At 70.8% G+C, this 24,045-nt stretch carries 22 protein-coding genes; 6 read left to right on the forward strand and 16 right to left on the reverse strand.

Features of this window, described 5'->3' with window-relative positions; genetic code table 11:
* Nucleotides 1-7: 7 nt before the first annotated feature.
* The 4 genes from ABZT18_RS03670 to ABZT18_RS03685 form a co-directional block, all read right to left on the reverse strand.
* A complete protein-coding gene (locus ABZT18_RS03670; protein WP_354992225.1) occupies nucleotides 8-988 on the reverse strand; it encodes an ABC transporter permease in 981 nt (326 codons plus the stop codon).
* Nucleotides 989-2,008: an ROK family protein gene (locus tag ABZT18_RS03675; RefSeq protein WP_354992226.1), complete on the reverse strand. Its 1,020-nt coding sequence runs from the start codon at nucleotides 2,006-2,008 to the stop codon at nucleotides 989-991.
* Nucleotides 2,008-3,000 carry an aryldialkylphosphatase gene (locus tag ABZT18_RS03680; RefSeq protein WP_354992227.1) on the reverse strand — a complete coding sequence of 331 codons (993 nt, stop codon included), beginning with the start codon at nucleotides 2,998-3,000 and terminating at the stop codon, nucleotides 2,008-2,010. The genes ABZT18_RS03675 and ABZT18_RS03680 overlap by 1 nt, the downstream gene beginning before the upstream one ends.
* 121 nt (nucleotides 3,001-3,121) lie before the next feature.
* Nucleotides 3,122-4,240 (reverse strand): substrate-binding domain-containing protein, encoded by a 1,119-nt coding sequence (locus tag ABZT18_RS03685; protein WP_354992228.1) that lies wholly within the window; start codon nucleotides 4,238-4,240, stop codon nucleotides 3,122-3,124.
* Nucleotides 4,241-4,670: 430 nt separating this feature from the next.
* On the opposite strand from ABZT18_RS03685, the gene ABZT18_RS03690 reads away from it, so the two are divergent.
* On the forward strand, nucleotides 4,671-5,816 hold the full coding sequence (locus ABZT18_RS03690; RefSeq protein ID WP_354992229.1) for an ROK family transcriptional regulator: 1,146 nt from the start codon (nucleotides 4,671-4,673) through the stop codon (nucleotides 5,814-5,816).
* A gap of 33 nt (nucleotides 5,817-5,849) precedes the next feature.
* On the opposite strand, the gene ABZT18_RS03695 is transcribed toward ABZT18_RS03690, so the two are convergent.
* Nucleotides 5,850-6,527, reverse strand: coding sequence for a GntR family transcriptional regulator (locus tag ABZT18_RS03695; RefSeq protein ID WP_354992230.1), 678 nt, complete (start codon nucleotides 6,525-6,527; stop codon nucleotides 5,850-5,852).
* Between the two features lie 157 nt (nucleotides 6,528-6,684).
* On the opposite strand from ABZT18_RS03695, the gene ABZT18_RS03700 reads away from it, so the two are divergent.
* The 5 genes from ABZT18_RS03700 to ABZT18_RS03720 are packed head-to-tail and all read left to right on the forward strand — an operon-like array spanning nucleotide 6,685 to nucleotide 13,362.
* The gene (locus tag ABZT18_RS03700; protein WP_354992231.1) at nucleotides 6,685-7,884 is read left to right on the forward strand and encodes a CoA transferase; all 1,200 of its coding nucleotides are present in this window, start codon (nucleotides 6,685-6,687) and stop codon (nucleotides 7,882-7,884) included.
* Between the two features lie 9 nt (nucleotides 7,885-7,893).
* Nucleotides 7,894-9,969, forward strand: coding sequence for a hydantoinase/oxoprolinase family protein (locus ABZT18_RS03705; protein WP_354992232.1), 2,076 nt, complete (start codon nucleotides 7,894-7,896; stop codon nucleotides 9,967-9,969).
* A 2-nt stretch (nucleotides 9,970-9,971) separates the two neighbouring features.
* Complete coding sequence (locus ABZT18_RS03710; RefSeq protein ID WP_354992233.1) at nucleotides 9,972-11,843, forward strand: hydantoinase B/oxoprolinase family protein; 1,872 nt, start codon at nucleotides 9,972-9,974, stop codon at nucleotides 11,841-11,843.
* Nucleotides 11,840-12,466, forward strand: a complete 627-nt coding sequence (locus ABZT18_RS03715; protein WP_354992234.1) for an isochorismatase family protein — start codon at nucleotides 11,840-11,842, stop codon at nucleotides 12,464-12,466. The genes ABZT18_RS03710 and ABZT18_RS03715 overlap by 4 nt, the downstream gene beginning before the upstream one ends.
* Nucleotides 12,463-13,362 (forward strand): hydroxymethylglutaryl-CoA lyase, encoded by a 900-nt coding sequence (locus ABZT18_RS03720; RefSeq protein ID WP_354992235.1) that lies wholly within the window; start codon nucleotides 12,463-12,465, stop codon nucleotides 13,360-13,362. The genes ABZT18_RS03715 and ABZT18_RS03720 overlap by 4 nt, the downstream gene beginning before the upstream one ends.
* Before the next feature lie 71 nt (nucleotides 13,363-13,433).
* Here ABZT18_RS03720 and ABZT18_RS03725 read toward each other — a convergent pair whose 3' ends face one another.
* The 11 genes from ABZT18_RS03725 to ABZT18_RS03775 are packed head-to-tail and all read right to left on the reverse strand — an operon-like array spanning nucleotide 13,434 to nucleotide 24,033.
* Nucleotides 13,434-14,591 carry an acyl-CoA dehydrogenase family protein gene (locus ABZT18_RS03725; RefSeq protein ID WP_354992236.1) on the reverse strand — a complete coding sequence of 386 codons (1,158 nt, stop codon included), beginning with the start codon at nucleotides 14,589-14,591 and terminating at the stop codon, nucleotides 13,434-13,436.
* A 13-nt stretch (nucleotides 14,592-14,604) separates the two neighbouring features.
* Nucleotides 14,605-14,982, reverse strand: coding sequence for a Zn-ribbon domain-containing OB-fold protein (locus ABZT18_RS03730; RefSeq protein ID WP_354992237.1), 378 nt, complete (start codon nucleotides 14,980-14,982; stop codon nucleotides 14,605-14,607).
* Nucleotides 14,982-16,124 carry an acetyl-CoA acetyltransferase gene (locus ABZT18_RS03735; RefSeq protein ID WP_354992238.1) on the reverse strand — a complete coding sequence of 381 codons (1,143 nt, stop codon included), beginning with the start codon at nucleotides 16,122-16,124 and terminating at the stop codon, nucleotides 14,982-14,984. The genes ABZT18_RS03730 and ABZT18_RS03735 overlap by 1 nt, the downstream gene beginning before the upstream one ends.
* Nucleotides 16,121-16,564: a MaoC/PaaZ C-terminal domain-containing protein gene (locus tag ABZT18_RS03740; protein ID WP_354992239.1), complete on the reverse strand. Its 444-nt coding sequence runs from the start codon at nucleotides 16,562-16,564 to the stop codon at nucleotides 16,121-16,123. Before ABZT18_RS03740 ends, ABZT18_RS03735 begins: the two co-directional genes overlap by 4 nt.
* Nucleotides 16,561-17,061, reverse strand: a complete 501-nt coding sequence (locus ABZT18_RS03745; protein ID WP_354992240.1) for a MaoC family dehydratase N-terminal domain-containing protein — start codon at nucleotides 17,059-17,061, stop codon at nucleotides 16,561-16,563. Before ABZT18_RS03745 ends, ABZT18_RS03740 begins: the two co-directional genes overlap by 4 nt.
* Nucleotides 17,058-18,284 carry a RidA family protein gene (locus ABZT18_RS03750; protein ID WP_354992241.1) on the reverse strand — a complete coding sequence of 409 codons (1,227 nt, stop codon included), beginning with the start codon at nucleotides 18,282-18,284 and terminating at the stop codon, nucleotides 17,058-17,060. Before ABZT18_RS03750 ends, ABZT18_RS03745 begins: the two co-directional genes overlap by 4 nt.
* Nucleotides 18,281-19,675 (reverse strand): MmgE/PrpD family protein, encoded by a 1,395-nt coding sequence (locus ABZT18_RS03755; protein WP_354992242.1) that lies wholly within the window; start codon nucleotides 19,673-19,675, stop codon nucleotides 18,281-18,283. The genes ABZT18_RS03750 and ABZT18_RS03755 overlap by 4 nt, the downstream gene beginning before the upstream one ends.
* The gene (locus tag ABZT18_RS03760; RefSeq protein ID WP_354992243.1) at nucleotides 19,672-20,925 is read right to left on the reverse strand and encodes a CoA transferase; all 1,254 of its coding nucleotides are present in this window, start codon (nucleotides 20,923-20,925) and stop codon (nucleotides 19,672-19,674) included. Before ABZT18_RS03760 ends, ABZT18_RS03755 begins: the two co-directional genes overlap by 4 nt.
* Nucleotides 20,922-21,956, reverse strand: a complete 1,035-nt coding sequence (locus tag ABZT18_RS03765; protein ID WP_354992244.1) for an LLM class flavin-dependent oxidoreductase — start codon at nucleotides 21,954-21,956, stop codon at nucleotides 20,922-20,924. The genes ABZT18_RS03760 and ABZT18_RS03765 overlap by 4 nt, the downstream gene beginning before the upstream one ends.
* Nucleotides 21,953-22,492 carry a MaoC family dehydratase gene (locus ABZT18_RS03770; protein WP_354992245.1) on the reverse strand — a complete coding sequence of 180 codons (540 nt, stop codon included), beginning with the start codon at nucleotides 22,490-22,492 and terminating at the stop codon, nucleotides 21,953-21,955. The genes ABZT18_RS03765 and ABZT18_RS03770 overlap by 4 nt, the downstream gene beginning before the upstream one ends.
* Entirely contained in the window at nucleotides 22,492-24,033 is a 1,542-nt protein-coding gene (locus tag ABZT18_RS03775; RefSeq protein WP_354992246.1) for an AMP-binding protein, read from the reverse strand. Before ABZT18_RS03775 ends, ABZT18_RS03770 begins: the two co-directional genes overlap by 1 nt.
* Nucleotides 24,034-24,045: the final 12 nt, after the last annotated feature.

Raw genomic sequence — 24,045 nt, forward strand, 5'->3', positions numbered from 1 at the left:
TTCCGGGTCAGCTGCGCCGCTCGCGCAGCGAGAGGGAGACGGCCACGAGGATGATCACGCCGCGCGCCATCATCTGCTGGGACACGGACAGCCCGGCCAGGATCAGGCCGTTGTTGAGCATGCCCATCAGGAGGCTGCCCAGCAGCGCCCCGACGATGGCGCCCTTGCCGCCGAACAGGCTGGTCCCGCCGACGATCACGGCGGCGATCACGGACATCAGGTCGGCCTCGCCGAGGGTGTACCGGGCGCCCTGCAGGCGGCCGGCGTACAGCAGGCCGGCCATGGCGGCGCACATCGCGCTGCCCATCATCACCATGATCTTGACGCGGACCACCTTGATGCCGCTGACCCCGGCCGCGGCCACGTTGTCGCCGATCGCGAGGGTGTGCGCCCCGTACCGGGTCTGCCGCAGCACGATGTAGCCGACGACCGCGGCCGCCACCGACCAGAGCACCAGGCCGGGAATGCCGAAGATCTCGCCCTGGCCGAAGAGGGCGAGGAACGCGTCATTGCTGACCGGCACCGACTGCAGGCCGGTGACCTCGCGGGCCAGGCCGGCCACCGCCCCCATCGTGGCGAGGGTGACCAGGAAGGAGGGCAGTCGGACGAGGGTGACGAAGACCCCGTTGACCAGGCCGACCACCGCCCCGGCGGCCAGCCCCGCAGCCGCGCCGAGCAGCATGCTGTCGGTTTCTCGCAACGTCACCGCGCCGACCAACGCGGAGAGCGCGACGACCGAGCCGATCGACAGGTCGATCTCGCCGGCTGCCAACACGAAGACCAACCCGACCGCCATGACCGTGATCGGCGCGGTCTGGATGACGATGTTGGTGAGATTGCTGGTGGTCAGGAAGCCGTTGCTGCCCTGGGTGATGGCAAAGAACAGGAAGACGACGGCGAAGCCGATATAGACCACGTAGTCGCGCCAGTTGACCTTGCTCCAGGCGGGTCCGTTTCTGGCCTTCACCGCCGCATCGGTCTGGGTCATCTATCGTCCCTCCGCTGTTTCGAAAGAGGTGTTCCGGTAGGGCTGGGTCGCAACGGGCCACACCGACGAATCGGGTTGGGCCGGCGGACCGGGGTGGGCGCCGGCCTCCTGGCGGGCGACCGCGACAGCGCCGAGCAGGCCGGCCCGGTCGCCGAGCTGGCTGGTCTTGATCACCGGGACGTCCGCGCTCAGCGCGGCGACCCAGCGCCGGACCGGCTCGACCAGCTCGACCCGGGATCCGATCCCACCGCCGAGGACGACCGCCTCCGGGTCGAGGATGGCGGTGACCGCGACGACGGCCAGTGCGATGAAGCGGGCCTCCTCGTCGATGGCTGCCCGCGCGCCCGGATCGCCGGCCGCTGCCCGGTCGAAGACATCGGGCACGCTGGCCTGCTCGCCGCTCACCGCTCGGTACCGGGCGGCGAGGGCGGCGCCGGCCACCGCTTCCTCCAGCGCGCCACGGACCTGGTTCGCCGGGTCGAACGGGTCGGTGCCCAGCGGCAGGTAGGAGATCTCCCCCGCCGCACCGCGGGCGCCGCGGACCAGTTGCCCGTCCAGCACGATGCCCATACCGATCCCGGTGCCGACCGCCACGAACACGAAATGCCGGTGGGTACGTCCGCTGCCCAGCCACCGCTCCCCGGCGGCCGCCATGTTGACGTCGTTGTCCAGCACCACCGGGTGGCCCAGCCGCCGGGTCAGCTCAGCCCGGACGTCGAGGGCCCCCAGTTCGGAGACGTTCGGGGAGAGGCCGATGGTGCCGGTCGTCGGGTGCGGAGCGCCGGGCAGACCGATCGCGCTGGCACGGATGTCGGACCAGTCCACGCCGCCCCGAACGGCCAGGTCGCGGAGCAGGGCGTCGATCTGCGCGGCGACCGCCACCCCACCGCGGGGGTCGGTGGCCAGCACGTCCTCGGCCACGATGTGACCGGTGAGATCCGCGAGCGCGGCCCAGAGTTTGGTGCCGCCGAGGTCCACCCCGGCGACGTACCCGGACGGCGGGCGCGAGTGCGCGGCCATCAGCCGACCGTCAGGAGTCGGGCCGGGTTGGCCACCAACATCTGGTCGAGCGCCTCCGGCGGCACGCCGAGCCGGGCGAGACCCGGCACGATCTCGCGGCCCAGATAGGAGTACCCGAGGCGCCCGTGCGTGCCCGGGTTCAGGTACGCCTCGGCGCCGGTCAGGTCCATCGAGAGCAGGATCCGGTCGGCGTACCCGTCCCGGACCAGCCCGGCGAGCATGTCCAGCCGGGCGTGGTCCGGCCGGTGGTACGCCCGCTTGCCGAACTCGCCCTCCGGCGGGTTCTCCGGCAGCGGGGCGAGCACGAAGTCCCAGAACTGCTTCCCGAGCGTGTCGAAGGCGATGTTGACGCCGGTAGCCAGCACCGCCCGCAGGTAGTCCGGGTCGGGGTTGATGTCCAGGTGGCCGATGACGATCCGGGAGAGATCGGCCATCTCCTCGCGCAGGATCTCGACCTGCTCCAGCGCCATCGTGCCGTGCGTGGTGTGGGTGTTCAGCGACAGCCCGGTGGCGACGTGGGCACGAGCGGCGGCCCGCAGGCACTTCTCCTCGTGTGGAGTGATCTCGTTCAGCCCGGTGGCCTGCTCCCCGAAGATGCCAACCTTGACACCGGTGTCCCCCACCCCGATCGTGGCGTCGGCGACGAACCGCTCCCGCATCTCGTCCACGCTGGCGGCCAGCGCCCAGCCCGGCGAGTACGGCTCCAGGTAGATCGCCGACCCTGCGACGACGTGCAGACCGGTACGTCGGGCCACCTCGCGGAGCAGGGCCACGTCGTGACCCACCACTTCGTACGGGGACAGGTCCACGATCGTGCCGAAGCCCAGTTCCGGCAGACCCCGCACCGCGTCGACGGCGAGGTCCGCTCGGTCGTCACCGGCACCGCCGGACAGCCACGGCCCGGGCACCAGCGCGCCGAGGTGCTCGTGACTCAGTACCCGGCCGAGCGACTCGGGGGACACTGGCCCGAGGACTGTCTGGACGTACCCCATCTGGCTTTTCCTTCCCATCGCTTCGCAGGGGCCGCGGACACGGTTGAGGCCGTGTCGCGCGGCCGAGGTGAGGTCCGAGGCCTCTTCTCAGAAAGGGCCCCGGACCTCGCGTTACCTGCCGTCAGTTGCCGCTTACCTCGGCCGGCGGCTCCTGGCCGTAGTCGTCGCGCCAGGCCTCGGCGATGTTCTCCTTGGTGGCGGCCATCGGCGATCCGACGACCAGCTCCGGAGCCTTCTTGCCGAGCAGCCCGTAGGCGGCGACGATGCCCAGGCTCTGGCCGAGTCGGGTGGAGCCGTTGGCGACGACCCCGGCGATGTTGCCGCCCTTGACCATGTCGGCGGCGAGGTTCGCCTCCAGGTCATTGGTGACGATCTTGACGTCGGTACGCCCCTGCTGCCGGGTCGCGGCGAGGACACCCTCGGCGGCGGTGGCCCAGGCGACGTAGACGCCGTTGAGGTCGGAGTGGCGGGTCAGCATCGCGGTGGCGATGTCCTCGGTCCGCGCCGGGTCGGAGAAGCCGGTCTCCTCAACGATCTTGATGTCCGGGTAGAGGAAGTTCAGCCAGTCCTTGAACGCCTTGTCCCGCTGGTTGGTGAACCAGAAGTCGGCGTCGTGGTAGATGTAGCCGACCTTGCCCTTGCCTCCGAGCGCCTTGCCGAGCATCTCCGCGTTGGCCTTGCCGAACGCGGTCAGGTCGGCGGTGACGATCCCGACGATCTGCTCCCCGGCCTTGTAGTCCTTCGGCGGGGTGGTCATCACGACCAGCTTGACGCCGGCGTCGACGGCGGGCTTGAAGGCCGCGGCGGCCGCAGTGGGGTCGACCGCGATGGTGACGATCAGGTCGGGCTTGAGCGCCAGGACGGTCTGCACGTTGTTGGCCTGCCGGGCCGCGTCGAACTCGGCGCTGGTGCTGGCCAACACCTTGATGCCGAGCTGGTCGAACTCCTTGCGGACCCCGGACTCCACCGCCTTGGTCAGCGCGGAGCCCTCGTGCCAGACGAAGGCGGCCGAGTAGTTGCCGTCCTTGACCTTCTGCTGCTCCTCGGGGGTCAGCGAAAGCTGGTCGGCTGCGGTCGGCGTCTCCCCACCGGGGCCGACGAACGACAGGCTCGGTTCGGTGCGGGGGCCGCTCGACGCGCCGCCGCTGTCGTCGGACGTCCCGTTCGAGCAGGCGCCGACCATGAGCGCCAGGGCGCAGATCGCGCCCAGGGCAGCCCCACGTCTACGGGTGAGATTCATTGCTCTTCCCTCCACAGCAACGGGTCCGGAACCGCTGGCTCCGGACTGACACGGGGGTTCCGACGCGACCGGCACGGCACGTGACAAGGGACCCGCGCCGTCACCCCGGGTTCCGGTGCGTACCGGTGGGGTGGCGGCCTCAATTTCCGTTCAGGGTGAAAGTATTAACCTGGCGTTCACGTTCGTCAAGAGGCTGGTCAGAGATTCCGTCCACTCACTTCGACCCCATAAATCCATATTCTTCGGGCAGCGTGAGGGCATTGGCGCCACGAACGGTCCGGAGCCGACCAGCAACGGCACGCGGGGCTCGCCGAACTGGCACGGGATCGGGTGTTGCCCATCCAGCGGCGCGGCCTTAACATTCGGACGGAAAAGAAAGCGGGAGGTGGATGTGGAAGCCCGAGCACCTCGGCTCGCGAACCGCTCTACAGTGCTGTCCCACGTCCTGACACACGGCCCGGTGACCCGCACGGCCATCGGCCAGGAGACCGACCTCTCCCCCGCCACCGTCTCGCGCATCGTCGAACAACTCCTCGACGAAGGGCTGCTGACCGAGACCGATGGCGCCCCGACCACTACCCGGGGCCGGCGGGCGACCCGGGTGGCGATCGCCGCCGGACGGGGCGTGGTCTGCGGGGTCGACGTCGGAGGCTCCAACGTCCGGTTGGTGGTGGCCGACCTCGCCGCCACGCCACTGGTCGGCCGGACCGTCCCCACTCCGGCCGACTACGACGCCCCCCGGCTGGCCCAGTGGCTGGCCGACCTGATCCGGCAGACCGTCGGCGACAACCTGGACCGGCTCGACGCCGTGGCGGTGGGGCTACCCGGCGCCGTCCGGCAACACGACCGCACCGTGTCCAACGCGCCGAACCTCCCGCAGGTGGAGGACCCGGAGTTCCTCCAGCTGCTGGAAAAGCGGCTGGGAACCGGGATCGAGGTGGACAACGACTCCAACTACGCGCTCCTCGGCGAGCTGCGCTTCGGCGCGGCCCGCGACGCGCAGACCGCGGTGATGTTCACCATCGGGGCCGGGCTCGGCGCCGGCGTCGCCATCGAACGGCGGCTGTTCCGGGGGCGCAGCGGCATGGTCGGCGAGTTCGGGCACCTGCCGGCCGGCCCGCTGGGAGTCGCACTCGAACAGATCATCAGCGGCCCCGGCATCCTCGCCCGCGCCCGCGACCTCGGCCTACCGTTCGACAACCCTGCCGACGTGTTCCACTCCACCGACTCCCGCCTGGCACCGGTGAAGCAGTACGTCGAGCAGGCGCTGCTGATCATCCTCACCGCCGCAGTGGTGGCCTACGAACCCGAGGTGATCGTCCTTGGCGGCGGCATCTCCCACGCGCTCAAACCCGACCTCGGCCGGCTGGGTGGCCGGCTGCGGGAGATCGTGCCTGCCGCCGCGGCGGCCGTGCACAGCGCGGAGCTTGGGGACCTCTCCGGTGCGTTGGGTGCAGTGGTGGCCGCGTTGCACGCCGCGTACGGGCGACTCGGGCTCGCCGAACTCGACCTCGCCCACGTACCCCAGTCCGATGCCCTCGCCGGCTCCGACCTTGCCGCGTTGTCTGCCAAGTAACCCGTACCACGCCTGACCGACTGCCTTGCCGTGCTAGTCGCGGCCCTCTCGCAGTCGGATGGAATGCCATGCCGCTCGCACGTGGCTGCGCATGACCGACTCCGCCCAGTCGGGGTCGGGCGCAGCCAGAGCCGCCACCAGTTCGTGGTGGTGAGCCAGGCTACGGCGCAGCGCGTCCGGGGTGTACCGGGAGAAGGTCCGCCAGACGAGCGGCATCTGGATCACCGAGGAGACGACGCCGGCCAGTCGGCTGTTGTCGGACGCCTCGAGGATCATCCGGTGGAACCGGTTGTTCAGCTCGGTGAGCTCGTCCACATCGGTCGGTAGTCCGTCCGGCGCGACCTCGTCCATCCGGTGGGCCAGCGCGTCGAGCGCGTCGACGTCGATGGTGCCCGTGGTGGCCGCAAGTCGGCAGCCCCACGGCTCGAGCACGGACCGCAGGCTGAAGATCTCGTCGAGATCGTGGATGCTCCATGCCTGGACCTGCACGCCGCGGTTGCGTTCGTGGCGGACCAGCCCCTCTGCGGTCAGCCGTCTGAGCGCCTCCCGGACGGGCGTCCGGCTCACCCCGATCGACTCGGCCAGCTCGCCCTCACGGAGCCACTCACCGGCCACCCGCTGCCCGGAAAGAATCTGTTCCCGGATCAGCCGGTAGGCATCGTCGGCGGCGTGACCGTTGTCGGCCTCCCGCGGCGGAGTGTGGTCACTCATGATGCTCGGCACCGTAGCAACACGGTGGGTTGTATGCAATCTGCATGTTGCCCATTGACACCCGGAGGGGCCGGAGCCTACTTTCCGACCACAACGAGCTGTAACCACAGTCACAGGCCTGCCGATTGCATGCAAAGAGACGCTGATTGAGGGACGAATGAGCACTCCACTGCCGCTTGACGACATCCGGGTGATCGAACTCGGCCAGCTGCTGGCGGGGCCGTTCTGCGGTCAGCTCCTGGGTGACTTCGGCGCCGAGGTGATCAAGGTCGAGGACCCGGGTCAGGGCGACCCCATGCGGCAATGGGGGCGCGAGAAGCCGTACGGCAAGTCGCTCTGGTGGCCGGTGGTGGCGCGGAACAAGAAGTCCGTGACCGCGAACCTGCGGACCGAGCAGGGTCAGGACCTGGTACGCCGGCTCATCGCGCGGGCCGACGTGTTGATCGAGAACTTCCGGCCCGGCACGTTGGAGCGCTGGGGGTTGTCCCCGGAGCGGCTGTGGGAGATCAACCCCGGCCTGATCGTCACCCGCGTGACCGGCTACGGGCAGACGGGCCCGTACTCGTCACGCGCCGGATACGGATCGATCGGGGAGGCGATGGGCGGAATCCGGTACGTGACCGGCGACCCGGACCGTCCCCCGGCCCGGGCCGGGGTCTCCCTTGGCGACTCGCTGGCGGCGACGTTCGCCTGCCTGGGCACCCTGGTGGCGCTGCACCAGCGCGGACGTACCGGCCGAGGCCAGGTGGTGGACTCGGCCATCTACGAGGCCGTGCTGGCGATGATGGAGTCGCTCATCCCCGAATACCAGATCGCCGGTTACCAGCGGGAGCGGACCGGAACAACCCTTCCCAACGTGTCCCCGAGCAACGTCTACCCGACGGCCGACGGCGAGATGGTGCTGATCGCGGCGAACCAGGACACGGTGTTCCGCCGGCTCGCCGAGGCGATGGGGCGGGCGGAGCTGGCCACCGACGAGAGGTACGCCACCCACGGCGCCCGAGGGCGGTGGATGGAGCAGCTGGACGGCCTGGTCGCCGAATGGAGCTCGACGATCGCGTCCGACGAGCTGCTCGAACGGCTGCACGCCCATGGCGTTCCGGCAGGCCGCATCTTCCGGGCCAGGGACATGCTCGAGGACCCACACTTCGCCTCGCGCGAGGCGATCGTCCGGCTGACCCATCCCGGTCTGGGTGAGTTCGCCATGCACAACGTCGTACCCAAGCTCTCTGAGAGCCCGGGCCGGGTCCGGCACGTCGGCCCCGAACTCGGTGAGCACAACGAGGACATCTATCGCGACCTGCTGGGGCTCGGCGACGACGCGATGGCGTCGCTGCGTTCTGCCGGCGTCATCTGAGGAGGAACCATGACCTACCGACTCGGCGTGGACGTGGGGGGAACGTTCACCGACATCCTGCTGATCGACGAGGCGACCGGAGAGACCTACCGGGCCAAGACCTCCTCCACGCCCGAGGATCAGTCCATCGGGGTGCTGCGTGGCATCGAGCGGGCCTGCGAGGCCGCCGGCGTGCCCATGTCGGAGATCGCTGAGGTGTTCCACGGCACCACGGTCGCCACGAACGCGATTCTCGAGGGCAAGGGCGCCCGGGTCGGGCTGGTCACCACCGACGGCTTCCGGCAGGTGCTCCAGATCGCCCGGTCCTTCGTGCCAGGTGGTCTCGCCGGCTGGATCATCTGGCCGAAGCCGGAGCCGCTGGCGGCCCTGGAGGACACCGTCGAGGTCGTCGGCAGGATCGGCGCCGACGGCGGGGTGGTGACCGAACTCGACGAGGCTGACGTCCGTGCGAAGCTGCGCAAGCTACGTGCGCAGGGCATCGAGGCGTTGAGCGTCAGCCTGATCAACTCCTACGCCAACCCGCAGCACGAGCGCCGCGTGGCCGAACTCTCCGCTGAGGAGCTTCCGGGCGTACCCGTGTCGCTGTCGTCCTCGGTGTTGCCGGAGCTTCGCGAGTACGAGCGGACCATCACCACCGTCGCGAACGCGGCCGTGCAGCCGCAGGTGGCGCGCTACGTGGCGAACCTGGAGGCGCAGCTGCGCGAGTCCGGGGTGGACGGCCGGCTGTGCATCCTGCGCAGCGACGGTGGTCTGGTCTCCGCGGCCGTCGCCGCGGACAAGCCGGTGAACCTGCTGCTGTCCGGTCCCGCCGGCGGGGTGACCGGCGCGACCTGGGTGGCGGAGCAGGCCGGCTACCCGGACTTCCTGACCTTCGACATGGGCGGCACCTCCACCGACGTCGCCCTCGTTCAGGGGCTCACGCCGCGGGTGGGTCGGGAAACCACCGTCGGGGACCTCAAGGTCCGCGCCACCTCCGTCGACGTACGAACCGTGGGTGCCGGGGGCGGGTCCATCGCCCACGTACCGCCGCTGACCCAGGCGCTCCGCGTCGGGCCGCAGTCCGCCGGCGCCGCACCCGGTCCCGCCGCGTACGCGGCGGGCGGTGACCAGCCAACGGTGACCGACGCGAACGTGGTGCTCGGCTACCTGCCCACCGATCTGGCCGGTGGCGAGATCACGCTGGACCGGGCGGCGGCACGAGCGGCGGTGACATCGATCGCCGACGCCACCGGGCTGAAGTCGGTCGAGGCCGCCGCCGCGGGCATCATCGACATCGTCAACGAGAACATGTTCGGGGCGTTGCGGCTGGTGTCGGTGCAACAGGGCTTCGACCCGCGCGACTACGCGCTGGTGGCCTTCGGTGGCGCCGGTCCGCTGCACGCCAACGCCCTCGGCAAACTGACCGGGGCCTGGCCGGTGATCATTCCGCCGTCGCCGGGAGTGCTGTGCGCCTACGGCGACGCGACGACCAACCTGCGCGACGAGTCGGTGCGGACGTTGGTGCGCCGCTTCAACGAGATGACCGACGAGAGCCTGCGCGCGGTACTCACCGAACTCGCGGCCAAGGCGCGCTCCACGCTCAGCGAGCAGGGCGTGCCCGAGGAGGAGCAGCGCGTCGTCTACTCCGCCGACCTGCGGTACCACGGACAGGGTTTCGAGATCCCGGTGGCCATCGACATCGACGCCTTCGACGGGACCGGCGGTGGGCTCACGGCCCTGCGATCGGCGTTCGACGCCGATCACCAGCGACTGTTCTCCTTCGTTCTCGATGCCGAACACGAGCTGGTGACCGTCCGGGCCACCGCGCACGGTCCCCGGCCCGAGGTCGCCGCGCCCAAACTTGAGCACGGTGACGCGGACCCGAGCCCCGCGCTGCGGACCCACCACCGCATCTGGGTCGAGGGCGCCGAGGTCGAAGCCGGCATCTACGACCGGACCCTGCTGCGGGCGGGCAACGTCGTGCCCGGTCCGGCGATCATCACCGAGATGGACTCCACGACCCTCGTGCTGCCCGGACACACGGCGGCGGTGCATCCCAGCGGCAGCCTCCTCATCCGCCCCGTCGACACCCACAGGGAGAACTGACCATGGCACGCCTCATCGAGACCGCTACCGGACCACTTCGCTCCGTGGATGTCGACGTGGTCACCCTCGACCTGATCGAGAACGGGCTGCGCAACGCCCGCTACGAGATGGACGAGGTGCTCTTCCGGACCGCGCTGTCGCCGGGGATCCGTGAACAGCACGACGAGTTCCCGCTGATCGCCAACCCCGAGGGAAAGATGATGGTGGGACAGTTCGGGCTGTCCATCCCCGATTTCCTGGAGAACTTCGACGGCGACATCGAGGAGGGCGACGTCCTCCTGACGTCGGACCCGTACTCCTGCGGCGCGGCGATCAGCCACGCGAACGACTGGCTCGTGGTGCTGCCCATCTTCTTCGAGGGCCGCATCGTGGGCTGGTCGGCGATGTTCGGGCACATGTCCGACGTCGGCGGCAAGTCGCCGGCGTCGATGCCGACCGATGCCCGCACCATCTTCGAAGAGGGCGTGGTGATCCCACCCTTCAAGCTGTACAAGAAGGGCGTACTCGCCGAGGACGCCCTGCGGATCATCCTCAACCAGGTGCGTAAGCCCGACTGGAACCGCGCCGACCTCAACGGAATCGTCGCGGCCTGCCGGACCGCTTCCCGGCGCGTCCAGGAGATGTGCGCCCGGTTCGGGGTGGACACCTACAACTCCGCGCTCGACCAGCTCCTGGACCGCAACTACCGGGCCATGAAGATCCTGCTCCACGCGGTCTTCAAGGAGGGCGAGACGCTGTCGTTCACCGACTACATCTGCGACGACGGCCTCGGCTACGGCCCCTACGAGCTCAAGCTCAGCCTGACCCGTACCGGTGACAAGGTGCTGCTGGACTTCACCGGCAGCAGCCCGCAGGCGCAGGGCCCGATCAACTACTACATCAACGAGAACCTCGTCCGGATGTTCTTCGGGATCTACATGATCACCGTCGCCGACCCGCAGATCCTCTGGAACGACGGCTTCTACCCGCTGGTCGACGTCACGATCCCCGACGACTCGTTCTGGAAGCCCAAGTACCCGGCCGCCCTCAACGCGCGCAACCACGGCATCGGTCGCGTGTTCGACCTGTTCGGCGGCCTGCTCGGTCAGACGAACCCCGGGCTGCTCAACGCCGCCGGCTTCTCGTCGTCGCCGCACTTCATGTATTCGGGCACCTACGGGCCCGGCGAGCGCAAGGGCGAGTGGTTCCAGCTGTACTCGATCGGATTCGGCGGGATCCCCGGCCGGCCGCTGGGGGACGGCCCCGACGGCCACTCGCTGTGGCCGTCGTTCGTCAACATCCCGTGCGAGTACCTGGAGTCCTACTACCCCCTACGCATCGAGCGCTGGGAGACCATCGCGGACACCGGTGGCGCCGGGCTCCATCGCGGCGGGAACGGCGTCGACGTGGCCTACCGGTTCCTGGAGGCCGGCACGATCGCGATCCACGACGACCGCTGGCTCACCTATCCGTGGGGGGTCAACGGTGGCGAGCCCGGTGCCCGCGGCCGCAAGTGGCTCGAACGCGCCGACGGCGGTACCGAGATCCTGGGCAGCAAGGTGCACGACGTACCCGTGGCTCCCGGGGACCTGCTGCACTTCGTCACCTGGGGTGGCGGCGGGTGGGGTGACCCGCTCGCCCGCGACCCGGAACTCGTCGGCCTCGAGGTCCGCCGGGGCCTGGTCACCCCCGAGGGGGCCCGCCGCTTCGGCGTGGTCTGCGACGAGGCCGGCACCGTCGACGTCGCGGCCACCGAGGAGTCGCGGGCCGAGTTGCGCCACGGACGCCCGGACCCACTGCCCACCTTCGACATGGGTCCGCCGATGGAAACCATCCTGGAACGGTGCCTGGATGAGACCGGTCTTCCCGCACCTCGGCCGCCCGTCGCCCGATGAGCACCGTGCCGGACAGCAGCGACGACGGATTCGGGGGCGCGCTCCTGCCCGGCCCCCGTCCCGCCGTGCTCGTCATCGACCTGATGCGGGCCTACTTCGACCCGGCCAGCCCACTGTGCCTGCCGTCCGCGGACTGCCTGCAGTCGGCTGGCCGGGTCATCGCCGCGGCCCGCGACCACCGCCTTCCCGTGCTGCACACACGCGTCGCGTACGGGCCAGGCGGTGTCGACGGAGGCCTGTTCGTGCGGAAGGTCACCGCCCTTCGGCAGCTCTTCGGAGGCGGCGGCGCGATGGGGGAACTGATGCCGCAGGTCTCCCCCGCCGAGGATGAACTGGTGCTGGTCAAGCAGTACGCCAGCGCGTTCTTCGGCACGTCGCTGGCGTCCACCCTGCGGGCGGGGCGCATCGACACCGTCGTGCTGGTCGGCGTGAGCACGAGCGGTTGTGTCCGTGCCACCGCGGTGGACGCGATCCAGCACGGTCTCGTTCCGCTGGTGGTCCGGGAGGCGGTGGCGGACCGCGCCACCGGCCCGCACGAGGCGAGCCTGGCCGACCTGCAAGCCAAGTACGCCGAGGTGATCAGCGAGGCCAGTGCCGTCGCGTACCTGTCGGAGGAACGATGACAGCCATGATCGACATCATCGAGGTCTCGCCCCGCGACGGCCTGCAGAACGAGGCGACGCTACTCAGCACCGCCGACAAGATCGAGCTCATCGAGCGGGCGGTACGAGCGGGAGCCCGGCGAGTGGAGGTGACCAGTTTCGTCAACCCCACCCGCGTACCGCAGATGGCGGACGCGGACGAGCTGATGGCCGCGGTTCCCCGACACCAGGGCGTCCGGTACGCGGGCCTGGTGATGAACCACCGCGGCCTGGACCGGGCCCTGGCCGCAGGCGTCGACGAGATCAACGTCGTCGTCGTGGCCACGGACACCTTCTGTGGCCGTAACCAGGGCATGACCACTGCCCAGGCCGGTGACACGGCGGCGACTCTGGTGCAGGCGGCCCGCGCGGCAGGGGTGTTCACGACGGTGACCATCGGTGCCTCGTTCGGATGTCCGTTCGAAGGTGAGGTCCCGCTGAGCCGGCTGCGGGAGGTGCTCACCCGGGTGCGCGACGCTGGTCCGGACGAACTGGCTCTCGCCGACACCATCGGGGTGGCCGTACCCTCCGATGTCACCGCTCGGTTGGCGCTCGCCCGGGAGGTCACCGAATCCCGGACACCGCTGCGGTTGCACCTGCACGACACCCGGCACACCGGCGTGGCCAACGCGGTCGCGGCGGTCCAGGCGGGCGTCACCACCCTCGACGCCAGCATCGGCGGAGCAGGCGGTTGCCCGTTCGCACCGGCGGCGACCGGAAACGTCGCCACCGAGGATCTCGTCTACCTCTTCGACCGGATGGGGCAGCCCACCGGCCTGGACCTGGAGGAACTCACCTCGGCCGTCTCCTGGCTGGAACGGAAACTCGGCAAGCACCTCGCCGGTGCTCTGCTCCGGGCGGGCGCTTTCCCCGCCTGAGCCTGGCCCGCACGCCGGAGCTGCGCGGGCCGCCGCCCGCGCGGCGACCGGCTACGCGGGCCACGGGAGTATCAGACGGTCACCTCGCCGCGTACGAGCGCCTTCGCGACAACGGTCCGCAGGACATCGTTCGTGCCCTCGCCGATGCTCATCAGGATCGCATCCCGGTAGAGGCGCTCGACCTCGAACTCGGTGGAGTAGCCGTAGCCACCATGCACCTTCATCGCGTCGATCGCCGCCTCCAGGGCGACCTCCGAGCAGAACACCTTGGCCATTCCGGTCTGCCCGTCGGCGCGACCGCGTCGAACCGCGTCGGCCGCCCAGTACGCCATCAGGCGGGCGGCCTGCAGTTGGATCGCGATGGTGGCGAGCTTGAGCTGGATCGCCTGGAACTCGGCGATGGGCCTGCCGAACGCCTTGCGCTGCTGGGCATAGGCCAGCGCCTCGTCGTGGGCGCGCTGCGCGATGCCGACCGACCGCGCGGCGATGTTGACCCGGCCCCACTCCAGGGCGGACAACACCTGCTTGAGGCCGACGCCCTCGACGCCGCCGAGCAGTTGCTCCTTCGGCACCCGCACGTTGTCGAGGAGGATCTCGCAGGACTCGGTGCCCTTGTAGCCGAGCTTCGGGATGTCCCGCAGGACCTGGAAGCCCGGAAGCGTCGCGTCGACGAGCAGCACGCTCATGCCGGTGTGCGTGGGCGTGGCGTGCGGGTCGGTCTTGACCAGCACCGGCAGCGGGTCGGCGTACCGCGCGTTGGTGATCCACATTTTGGTGCCGTTGACGACGTAGTGGTCGCCGTCGAGGCGGGCGGTCGTGCGGATGCCCTGCAGGTCGGTGCCGGCGTCCGGCTCGGTGAGGCCGATGCCGGTCCGCCGGGCACCGGTGGCGAGGTCGGGCAGGTAGGCCCGCCTCTGCTCCTCGGTGCCGTGCATGGCGATCATCCGGCAGGCCAGGGAGTGGCTGCCGAGGATGCCCGCGATGCCCATCCAGCCGCGGGCGAGTTCCTCGAACACCAGCGCGAACGAGACCGGGTCGAGGTCGAGGCCGCCGTACTCCTCCGGCACGGTGATGCCGAACAGCCCCATCTCGGCCATGCCCCGCACGATCTCCGTCGGGTACCGCCCGGCGTGCTCCCACTCCCGCGCCACCGGGATGATCTCGCGGTCGACGAACGTGCGGAGCAGGGCGCGGAAGTCCTGCTGCTCCTCGGTGAGCGTGAAGTCCATGGGTGTGCCTCCGTCAGCGGTGGAAGACCGGCAGTGCCCGGCCGTCGTCGAGATCGAGCCAGCCGACGCGGACCGGGTCCCCGATCCGCCAGTCCTGACCGTCGAGCGTGGACAGCACGATCGGCCCCTCAGCGAGCCGGATCCGGGCGATCGTGTACGGCACGGCGACCCCCGGCGCGGGTGCCCGGTGCACCACGGTGAAGGTGTCCACGACGCCGTCGCCGGACGCCTCGACGAACCCGAGGTCCGCCATGGACGAGCAGGCGGTACACAGCGCTCGCGGTGGGTGCTGGACGCGCCCGCAGGACCCGCAGACCTGCAGCGTGTAGCGGTGCTCCCGGGTGGCGTCCCACCAGCCGGCCGTCACGTCGTCGGGCGGCGGTACGTGCATCACCGCACCCCCAGCACGACCGTCGCGTGCGTGGACAGGATCCCGCCGGTGCCATGCGCCACGGCCACCCGGGCGTCGGGCACCTGCCGGGCACCCGCCTCGCCGCGCAGCTGGCGGACCGCCTCCACCAGCAGCAGTACCCCGTACTGCCCGGGATGGCAGTACGACAGGCCGCCGCCGGAGGTGTTCAACGCCAGCTCGCCGCCGGGATGGATGCGACCGTCCTGGATGAGGTCGAGCACCTCCCCCGGTCCGCAGAAGCCCAGTGCCTCGATGCTGAGCGCGGCGGTGATGGTGAACGAGTCGTACACCTCCAACACGTCCACGTCGGAGGGTGTGATGCCGGCCCGGGCGAACGCCTCCCGGCCGGACTCGCGCGCACCGGTGACCGTCAGGTCCTCGACGGCGGTCATCGACGTGTTCGTCGACCGCTCGCCGTACCCGAGGACCCGTACCGGCGGGTGCCGCAGGTCGCGGGCCCGGTCCAGCGCGGTGAGCACGACCGCCCCGCCGCCGTCGGTCACCAGGCAGCAGTCAGCGACGGTCAGCGGGCTGGAGACCATCGGCGCGGCGAGCACGTCGTCGACGGTCAACGGCCCGGCGCCGAAGCGGAACGCGGCCGGGTTGAGCAGCGCCCACTCCCGGGCGGCGACCGCGATCTCGGCCAGCTTCTCCCGCGTCCCGCCGTACCGGTGGAAGTACTGTTGCGCCGCCATCGCGTAGTACGACAGCGGGTACAGCGGGCCGTACGGCGTCTCGAACTGGGCCTCCGGTGTGTGCTCCTCGACGACCCCGCCGAGGCTGCGCGAGCGCGCGGAGCGCTGGTTCGACGCGAAGCTGATGACCACCGTGGACACCTGACCGGCTCCGATCGCCTGGGTGGCACGGGCGACCATCATCTCGGCGGCCGACCCGCCGACGAACGTCGAGTCGACCCAGCGGGGCTGCAGCCCGAGATACTCGGCGAGCTGGGTGGTGGAGAAGCGGGACACTCCGGTGGTGGCCAGCCCGTCGACGTCGGCGCGGGTCAGCCCGGCGTCGGCGAGCGCCCGGGTGACGGCCTGGGTCTGCAGCGTGAGCGTGGACTTTCCGGTGTTACCGAGGTCGCACTCGGCCGCACCGACGATCGCGACGCGGGTCACCGCGCACCCGGCCCGTCGGCCGTGCCCAGCAGGACCGTCGCGTGGGCAGGGCGGGCCGCTGGCCGCTGTGGGCCGTACTCACTGGCCAGGATCGTGGCGGAGAGGTCGACCCGGACGCGGTCGGCACCGACCTCGACCACGGTGCCCTCGCACCGGACGGTCTCACCGGCGAACATCAGGTTCCGGAACGTGAACGACAGCTCGTGCACGAAGCAGCGCGGGCCGAGCGTGTCCTGCAGCAGCTCGACGAAGAGCGCCCCGAACACCTGCCCGTCCACGACCGGGCCCGGGACCCGCGCGGCGGCCACGAACTCGGGGTCGAAGTGCAGGCGGTACCAGTCCCAGGTGGCGCCGGCGTAGGCGACCATGCCGGTGAGCGTGATGGTGCGCTCCAGCGCGGGCAGCGCATCCCCGACGTTCGGTGGCACCCGGGAGGTCATGCGGCACCGTCCAGACTGACCAGGATGATCGTCTCCTCGTTGACGGCGAGCAGCTCGCCGTCCTGGTTGGTGTACGTCGCACGCGAGGAGACCACGAGCATGTCCGCGCCGGTGCGGGTCTGCTTCTCGGTCAGATCGTGGATCTCCCAGGTCGCGGTGATGACGTCGTCGGGGCGTACCCGGCGGTGGAACGTGTAGCTGTTGCCACCGCGGACCTGGCGGGTGCCGGGGACGTCGAGGTGCCAGGAGTGCCCGGCGTAGCCGTCGCTGTCCATCGGGAGGTTCGCGTACTGGTTGGTCTCGCAGATGAGCGTCGGCGGGGCGGTCACGCCCGGCAGGCCCTGCGCGCGGGCGAACTCGGGGTCCGAGTACAGCGGGTTGTCGTCGCCGATGGCCAGGCCGAAGTACCGGCCGGCCGCGGCGCCGAGGGGTTCCGGCGCGGTGTACACCTTCCTCGTGCCCAGCAGCGCGCGCAGTTCGTCGGTCAGCAGGCTCACGCCGTCTCCTCCGCCCCGCTGATGTTCGGGTAGACCGCCGTCGGGAACACCTCGAACAGGAACTCGGGACGCAGCAGGGCCTTGCAGATCGCCCCGGTCGACGCCGGCCAGGGCGGGCTGAGCAGTCGTTCCCGCACCCCGGCCACGCCCCGGTACGCCGGCAGCGCGGACTCGACGCAGTACTCGGTCGTCTCCAGCAGGTGCTCCGGTCCGAGGCCGGCGTAGCGCAGCAGGTGCAGGATCGCGCCGTACGTCGCCTCGGCCTGCGCCACGAGGTCGTCGGGGTACAGGGCCTGCTGCGTCTGCATGTCCAGCGCCGCGAAACCGGACATGTACAGCGTCCGGCCGGCCCTGACCCCGGGGGCGTAGGTGAGCGTGTCGTAGCGGGACCAGCCCGGGTTGACCAGTTCCAACCGGTGCCGGGAGGCGGTGACGTCGATCGCGACGAGCGCGTCCGGGTGGTGCAGCCGGCTCATCAGGATGCCGCCCGCGCCCGGATACACGCCGGCGCCGCCGAGGCGTTCCTTCCGCACGCGGTGCGTCCGGCGGTACACGTCGCGCGTTTCCGGCGTCGAGTAGTCGTAGGTCGTGACGACCGCGTCGAGGGACAGCCCGAACGCCTTGAGCAGGTCCCCCGCCCGGTCCAGGCAGTAGGCGTACTGCGCGGCGAAGTCGCCCGGGTGGACCACGGCGCCGGACGCGTCGACCGGGAGCATCGTCGGCAGGTACACCGCGCCGTCGTGGCCGGTCCGCACGGTGGAGGCCCGCCAGGTGCCGGCCCGCCGAGGCTCGCTGGCGACCAGCACCTCGCCGCCGCCCCGGACCGCGTGCAGCTCGACCTCCACCAGCGCGGTACGCCGCACGAGCCGCTCGACGACGACCGTTCGCAGCACCGGCTCGTGGTCGCCGAAGACCTCCCGCCGGAGCGCCGCGGCCGCCTCGTACTCGGCGAGCCCGGCGACCGTCACGTTCTCGGTGACCCGGGTGACGTCCTGCGGCCCGAACCCGGCGGCCGCCAGGATCGTCAGGACCTTCTCGTACGCGGTGCGCGCCTGCGCCGCCATGTCCCCGGTGACCGTCATCCTGCCGACGGCCTCGTCGAACGCGGCGGAGGTGTGCCCGGAGGTCCAGGCCGCGTCGCCCTCGGCGAGGCCGAGGCAGAACGTGAAGCCGTCGTACGGGAACCAGCGGAAGGACGGCGGGCTGATGGCGTGCGGTGTCACGGGCGGTCCCTGCCTGTGCCGGCGGCGGCCAGCGCCACCATGAGCGGTTCGATGGTGTCCAGTTCGTCGAGGCGGCGCAGCAGGTCGACGACGTGGGTGGTGTCGCCACCGGCGTTGCCGCGGAACTTCGCGACGAGTTGCTCGTCGGTCAACGGGTTGTCCGGCCCGCCCGCGCTGCGCGGCACGCTGCCGGTGAGCGCCGAGCCGTCGACAAGCGTGATGCGTGCGGCGCCGGGCGCGTCGGCCGCGACCCCGCCGGTGGGGGTGACGTGCCAGCGCACCAGTCTGGCAACGCGCTCCACCTCGGGCCGGCCGAGCGAGTCCGGCTCGTACGTCGCGGTGGTCACGTCACCGTCGACGACGGCGGCGGCGACGCTCCACGGCAGCGAGAACTTCGCCGCGTACGGCGACGCCGGACGCGCCAGGTCCCGCCGGGTGTCGCAGACCGTGGGCACCGAGTCGGGGTGCACGTCGACGTCGATCGCGACGACGTCGCCGGGCCCGACCCCGCCGGTACGCACCGCGTCGCGGACCGCGTCGATCGCGGCGTGCGAGAGCTGGCACGCCGGGTACGGCTTGATGCCGATCCGGATGGTCTCCCAGCGCGTGCCGAGGTCGGCGGTGACGGAGGCGAGGTCGACCGCGCCGGCGGCGAGCGCGTCGTACACACCGTGCGGGCCCTCGAAGACGTTCGCCGGGCCACTGGCCCCGGCCGCGGCGAGCCGGGCGGCGAGGATGCCGGCGTGCGCGGCGAACCCCGGGTGCAGCTGCTTCGTCGACGCTCCGCTGTGGAGGAACGCGAGGAGTCCGCCGGCCTGACTGCCGGCGATGCCGAGCGCGTCGACGGTACGTGCGGCGCCGAGGCCGAGCAGGCGGGCCGCGACGATCGCCGAGGAGAACACGCCGGCCACCATCGTGGCGTGCAGCCCTCGGGCGTGGAAGCCGTGCGGCGCGGCGGCGGCGACCCGGCACACGGTCTCGTAGCCGACGACGGCGGCCTCGAGAACGGCCCGGCCGGCCGCGCCGACCTCCTCACCGACGGCGAACGCCGCCGGCAGCACCACCGCCGTCGCGTGGACGAGGCCGCCGGCGTGGGTGTCGTCGAAGTCCAGCGCGTGCACGAGCGTGCCGTTGGCGAGCGCGGCTGCCGGCGCCCCGACCCGGCCCGGCGACCCGATGATCGTCGCCTCCGGCGGCCCGCCGAGCGCCCGGGCGACGGCGACGGCCGGAAGCGGGGACGGCCCGCCGGACTCCCCCGCCACCGTGCCGGTACGCAACCCACCCAGCGCGGTGCCGACCCCGTCGAGCAGGTGCCGCAGCGCTGCGGCCCGCACCCCGGCCGGCACCTCGACGTCGCCGGTGCCCCACTCGGCAAGCTCCTCGGCGATCATCGTGACGCGGCCGTGGTGTCGAGGCTGTCGGGGGTGCCGGGTGCCGGCTCGGCGTCGCCGAACGCGCCGGCCGCCAGCAGCGCCGCCACCTGAGACGCATCCAGGCCCAGGATCTCCTCGGTGACGAGCGCGAGGTCCTCGTTACGCTGCGGCGCCCGCCGGTAGGTGGGCGTCTCGTCGCCGACCCGCACCGGGGACGCCAGCTGCCGCACCTCGCCGTACCGGGGGTGGTCGGTGGTGACCACGAGGTTCCGGGCGGCGGTGTGCGCGTCCGCCAGGGCCGCCCCGACATCGTTGATCGGGCCGCACGGGATCGACCCGGCGTAGAGCTGCTCGAGCCAGTCGTCGACGGTCTTCTGCCGGAAGATCGCCTCCAACCGGGGCACCAGGTCGGCGCTGTTCTCCCGGCGAGTGGCGAAGGTCGCGTACGGCGAGCCGGCCTCGGCCCACTCCGGGTGGCCGACGATCTGACACAGCCGGGCCCAGAACTTCTCCTTCGCGCAGCCGACGACCAGCCACCCGTCCTTGGCCTCGAACGCCTGGAACGGCACGAGCGACGGGTGCGCCGAGTGGTGCGTACGTACCGGTCGGAACCCGGCGTTCAGGTGCCACGTCGCGGGATAGGTCAGCATCGACACCGCCGTGTCGTACAGGCTGACGTCGCAGTCCATACCGACGCCGTCGCGGCGGGCGGCGTGCACCCCGGCCAGGAGCGAGATCGCGGCCACGAAGCCGCCCGAATAGTCGACGAGCGACAGCCCGGACTTGGTGGGCGGTCCGTCCGGCTCACCGGTCAGCTCCATCCAGCCGGCGAGACCCTGCAACACGTAGTCGTAGCCGGGTTCCCGCTTGCGCGGCCCGGTCATCCCGAACCCGGTGAGCGACACGCACACGATGCGCGGGTTGAGGTGCTTGAGGTCGTCGTACCGGATGCGCAGCTTCTCCGGCACGTCACCGCGCAGGTTGGAGTAGACGACGTCGGAGACCGCGACGAGTTGCTCGAAGACGCCACGCCCGGCGGCGGTGTTCAGGTCGAGGGAGATGCTGCGCTTGTTGCGGTTGAACGTTTCGAAGAAGAGCGAATCCTCGTCGTCGGCGTACGGCGGCACGTACCGGCCGACGTCGCCACCGGCCCGCGGATCCTCGACCTTGATGACCTGGGCGCCGAGGTCGGCCAGGTGCACGCTGCCGAACGGCCCCGCGCCATACTGCTCGACCGCGATGATGCGCAGGTCCTCCAGTGGTCTCATGCGGACGCTCCTGTCAGCTCACCGATCAGCGCGATGATCTCGTCCTGGGCCGCGCGGATCTCGGCGACCGGCAACCCATGGGTGGGTGGGCTCAGCTTCACGGTGTCGGCGATGCCGTCATAGGCCGCGATCCGGGCGGTGACGTCGTCGCGGGTGCCGGTCATGGTGAGCGCGTCGACCATCCGGTCGCTGACACTGCCCGCGAGATGGTCCGCGTTGGCCCCGGCCCGGAACGCGTCGATGACGGCCTGCTGGTCCTCGGCGAGACCGTGGAAGGCGAAGAAGTCGGCGTAGGTGCGGACCGTGGCGTAGAAGCCGACCAGACCGGCGGCGCGGTGGCGGGCGAGCGCCGGGTCGGCGGCGACCGAGCAGCACGCGGAGACGACCACGTCGAGGTCGTGGCGTGACCTGCCGTTCGCGCGGTCGATGCCGAGCGTGAGGTCGGGCAGGATCTGCTCCCGCAGGTATCCCGGTGAGCACAGCTCGTGGCTGATCCAGCCGTCGCCGATCTCGCCGGCCAGCCGGGTCATCAGCGGGCCCATCGCCGCCAGGTACACCGGGATCGGCCGCTCCGGCACCGCGTACGGCCGCGCGTAGCCGCGGATGTGCATGGGCTCGAACTCGCCGTCGGCACGGATCTCGGCGCCGGTGGTGCAGGCGTCCCAGAACAACCGGATGTTGCGGACCGTCTCGCGCAGGTGACCGACCGGCTTGCCGAACGGGACGTTGTGCCAGCCCTCGTTGAGCCGGCGCACCCCGGAGCCGAGGCCGAGCACGAACCGGCCACCGGACAGCTCGTCCAGGTCGAGCGCCTCCAGCGCGGTGATCATCGGGCTGCGGGTGAACGCCAGGACGATCGAGGTGCCGATCTGTGCGGTCGACGTCGTCCCGGCCAGGGCCGCGGCGGTGCCGGTCGCGCTGCGGTGCAGCTCCGACACCCACAGCACCTCGGCACCCGCGCGTTCCGCCCGGCGCCCGGCGTCGGCCAGCTCCGCGAGCGTCGCACCCCACGGCTGGTACGTGAGCCTCATGCCGTCGGGTCGCTGTCGCGGTCGAGGGAGAGCGGGGACTTCCCGACGGGGAAGAGATTTTCCAGCTGTTCGGCGCCCCGGCGGTACACATAGAACGTGCGCTTGAAGGAGCAGACCTCGTCGCCGTGCTGGTTGAGCGAGCGGGTGCGCACCGTGACGATGCCGGCGTGTGGGCGGGACGCGGATTCGCGCTTCTTCAACACGAGCGACTCGCTGTAGAGGGTGTCACCGGCGAACACCGGGTGGGTCATCCGGATCTCGTCCCAGCCGAGGTTCGCGAACGCGTTCTGGGTCAGGTCGGTGACGCTCTGCCCGACCGCGATGGCCACCGTCAGCGTCGACACCACGAGCGGCTTGCCGAACTCCGACCGTGCGGCGTACTCGGCGTTGAAGTGCATCTCGTTGGTGTTCATGGTCAGCAGCGTGAACCAGGTGTTGTCGGCCTCCGTGACGGTTCGTCCCAGGGGATGCTGGTAGACGTCCCCGACCTCGAAGTCCTCGAAGAACCGCCCGGTCCAGCCCGGCTTGAGCCCCATCAGTCGATCTCCTTTCGACACCGCGCGAGGTAGTCGTCGCGGACCACCCGCTTGAGGATCTTGCCGCTCGGGTTGCGCGGCAACGCGTCGACGACATGCCACTCGCGGGGCACCTTGTAGCGCGCCACGTGCTGCCGGACGTGGCCCTCCAGGGCACCCACGTCGATCCGTTTTCCCGGGCGGCCGACCACGAACGCGGCGATGCGCTCGCCGTACACCTCATCGGGCACACCGATCACGGCGACCTCGTCGACCGGCTCGTGGCGGGCGATGACCTCCTCGATCTCGCGGGGGAAGATGTTGATCCCGCCCGCGATGATCATGTCTTTCTTCCGGTCGACGATGGTGATGAAGCCCTCCTCATCGCGCACGGCGACGTCCCCGACGGAGAAGAACCCGTCCGCGTCGTACCCGGCCCGGGTGGCCTCGGAGTCGTCGAGGTAACCGGCCAGCAGCAGCGGCGAGCGGGCGAACAACTCGCCGGGCTCACCCGGCCCGACCTCGTTGCCGTCGTCGTCGGTGAGCCGAACCTCGTTCCAGAACCACGGATGCCCGACGCTGCCGGCCCGTTCCAGGGCGAACTCCGGGCGAAGGTTGGTGACGATGGAGCACTCGGTCGAGCCGTACAGCTCGTGCACGTCGACGCCGGGGAACGCGGCGATCACCCACTCCTTCAACGCGACCGGCAACGCGGCGGCGTTGAAATACAGCGTCCGCAGCGCCGACAGGTCGTACCGCGCAGCCGGCTCCTCGCAGAACCGGCGGATGTGCTGGGCGTGCGTGGGCACCAGGAACACCGTGGAGGCGCGGCTGGCCACCATCATGTCCAGCAGCCGCTCCGGATCCCAGGTCGGCAGCACGGTGCACGAGCCGCCGAGCATCGGGGCGGCGTAGGCGAACGCGAACCCCGCGCCGTGGAACATCGGCGCGACCGCGATCGTGCTGCGGTTGGGCCCGAGCCCGTAGTCCAGCCCGACCCCGAACGCGGTGAGGACCCGTCCCCGGTGGGTCAGCAGGACGCCCTTGGGCCGTCCGGTCGTGCCGGACGTGTACGTGATGCAGAACGGGTCGGTCTCGTTGACGGGGACCTGCGGATCGACCGCGCGGCCCTGCCCCAGGAACGTCTCGTACCGCTCGCCGACCTCGCCCGCGAAGCTGAGCACGAGTGGCAGGTCGTCGAGCAGACCGTCGACGTTGCCGCCCAGTTCGTCGGCCAGGATGATCCCCCTCGCCCGCGAATGGGCGAGGATGTAGGCGTTGTCCGAGCTGTTGTTCTTCGTGTTCAGCGGTACGGTCGGGATGCCGGCCTTGGCCATCGCCGCCGATATCTCGAAATACTCGTAGCGGTTGTTGCTCAGCACCGCGATCGGTTCACCGGGGACGATGCCGCGCGCGAGCGTCGCGGACGCGAGCCGGTTGGATCGCTCGTCGAGCGCGCCGAACGTCACGGCGTGATCGCCATCGACGACCGCGACCCGACCGGGCGTGGCCCGGCCGAACTCGCGGATCCCGGCAGCCATGTTGAGCTGCACACCCTTCACCCGGTGCCATCC

This window comes from Micromonospora sp. NPDC005291 (assembly GCF_040607415.1).
GTDB lineage: Bacteria > Actinomycetota > Actinomycetes > Mycobacteriales > Micromonosporaceae > Micromonospora.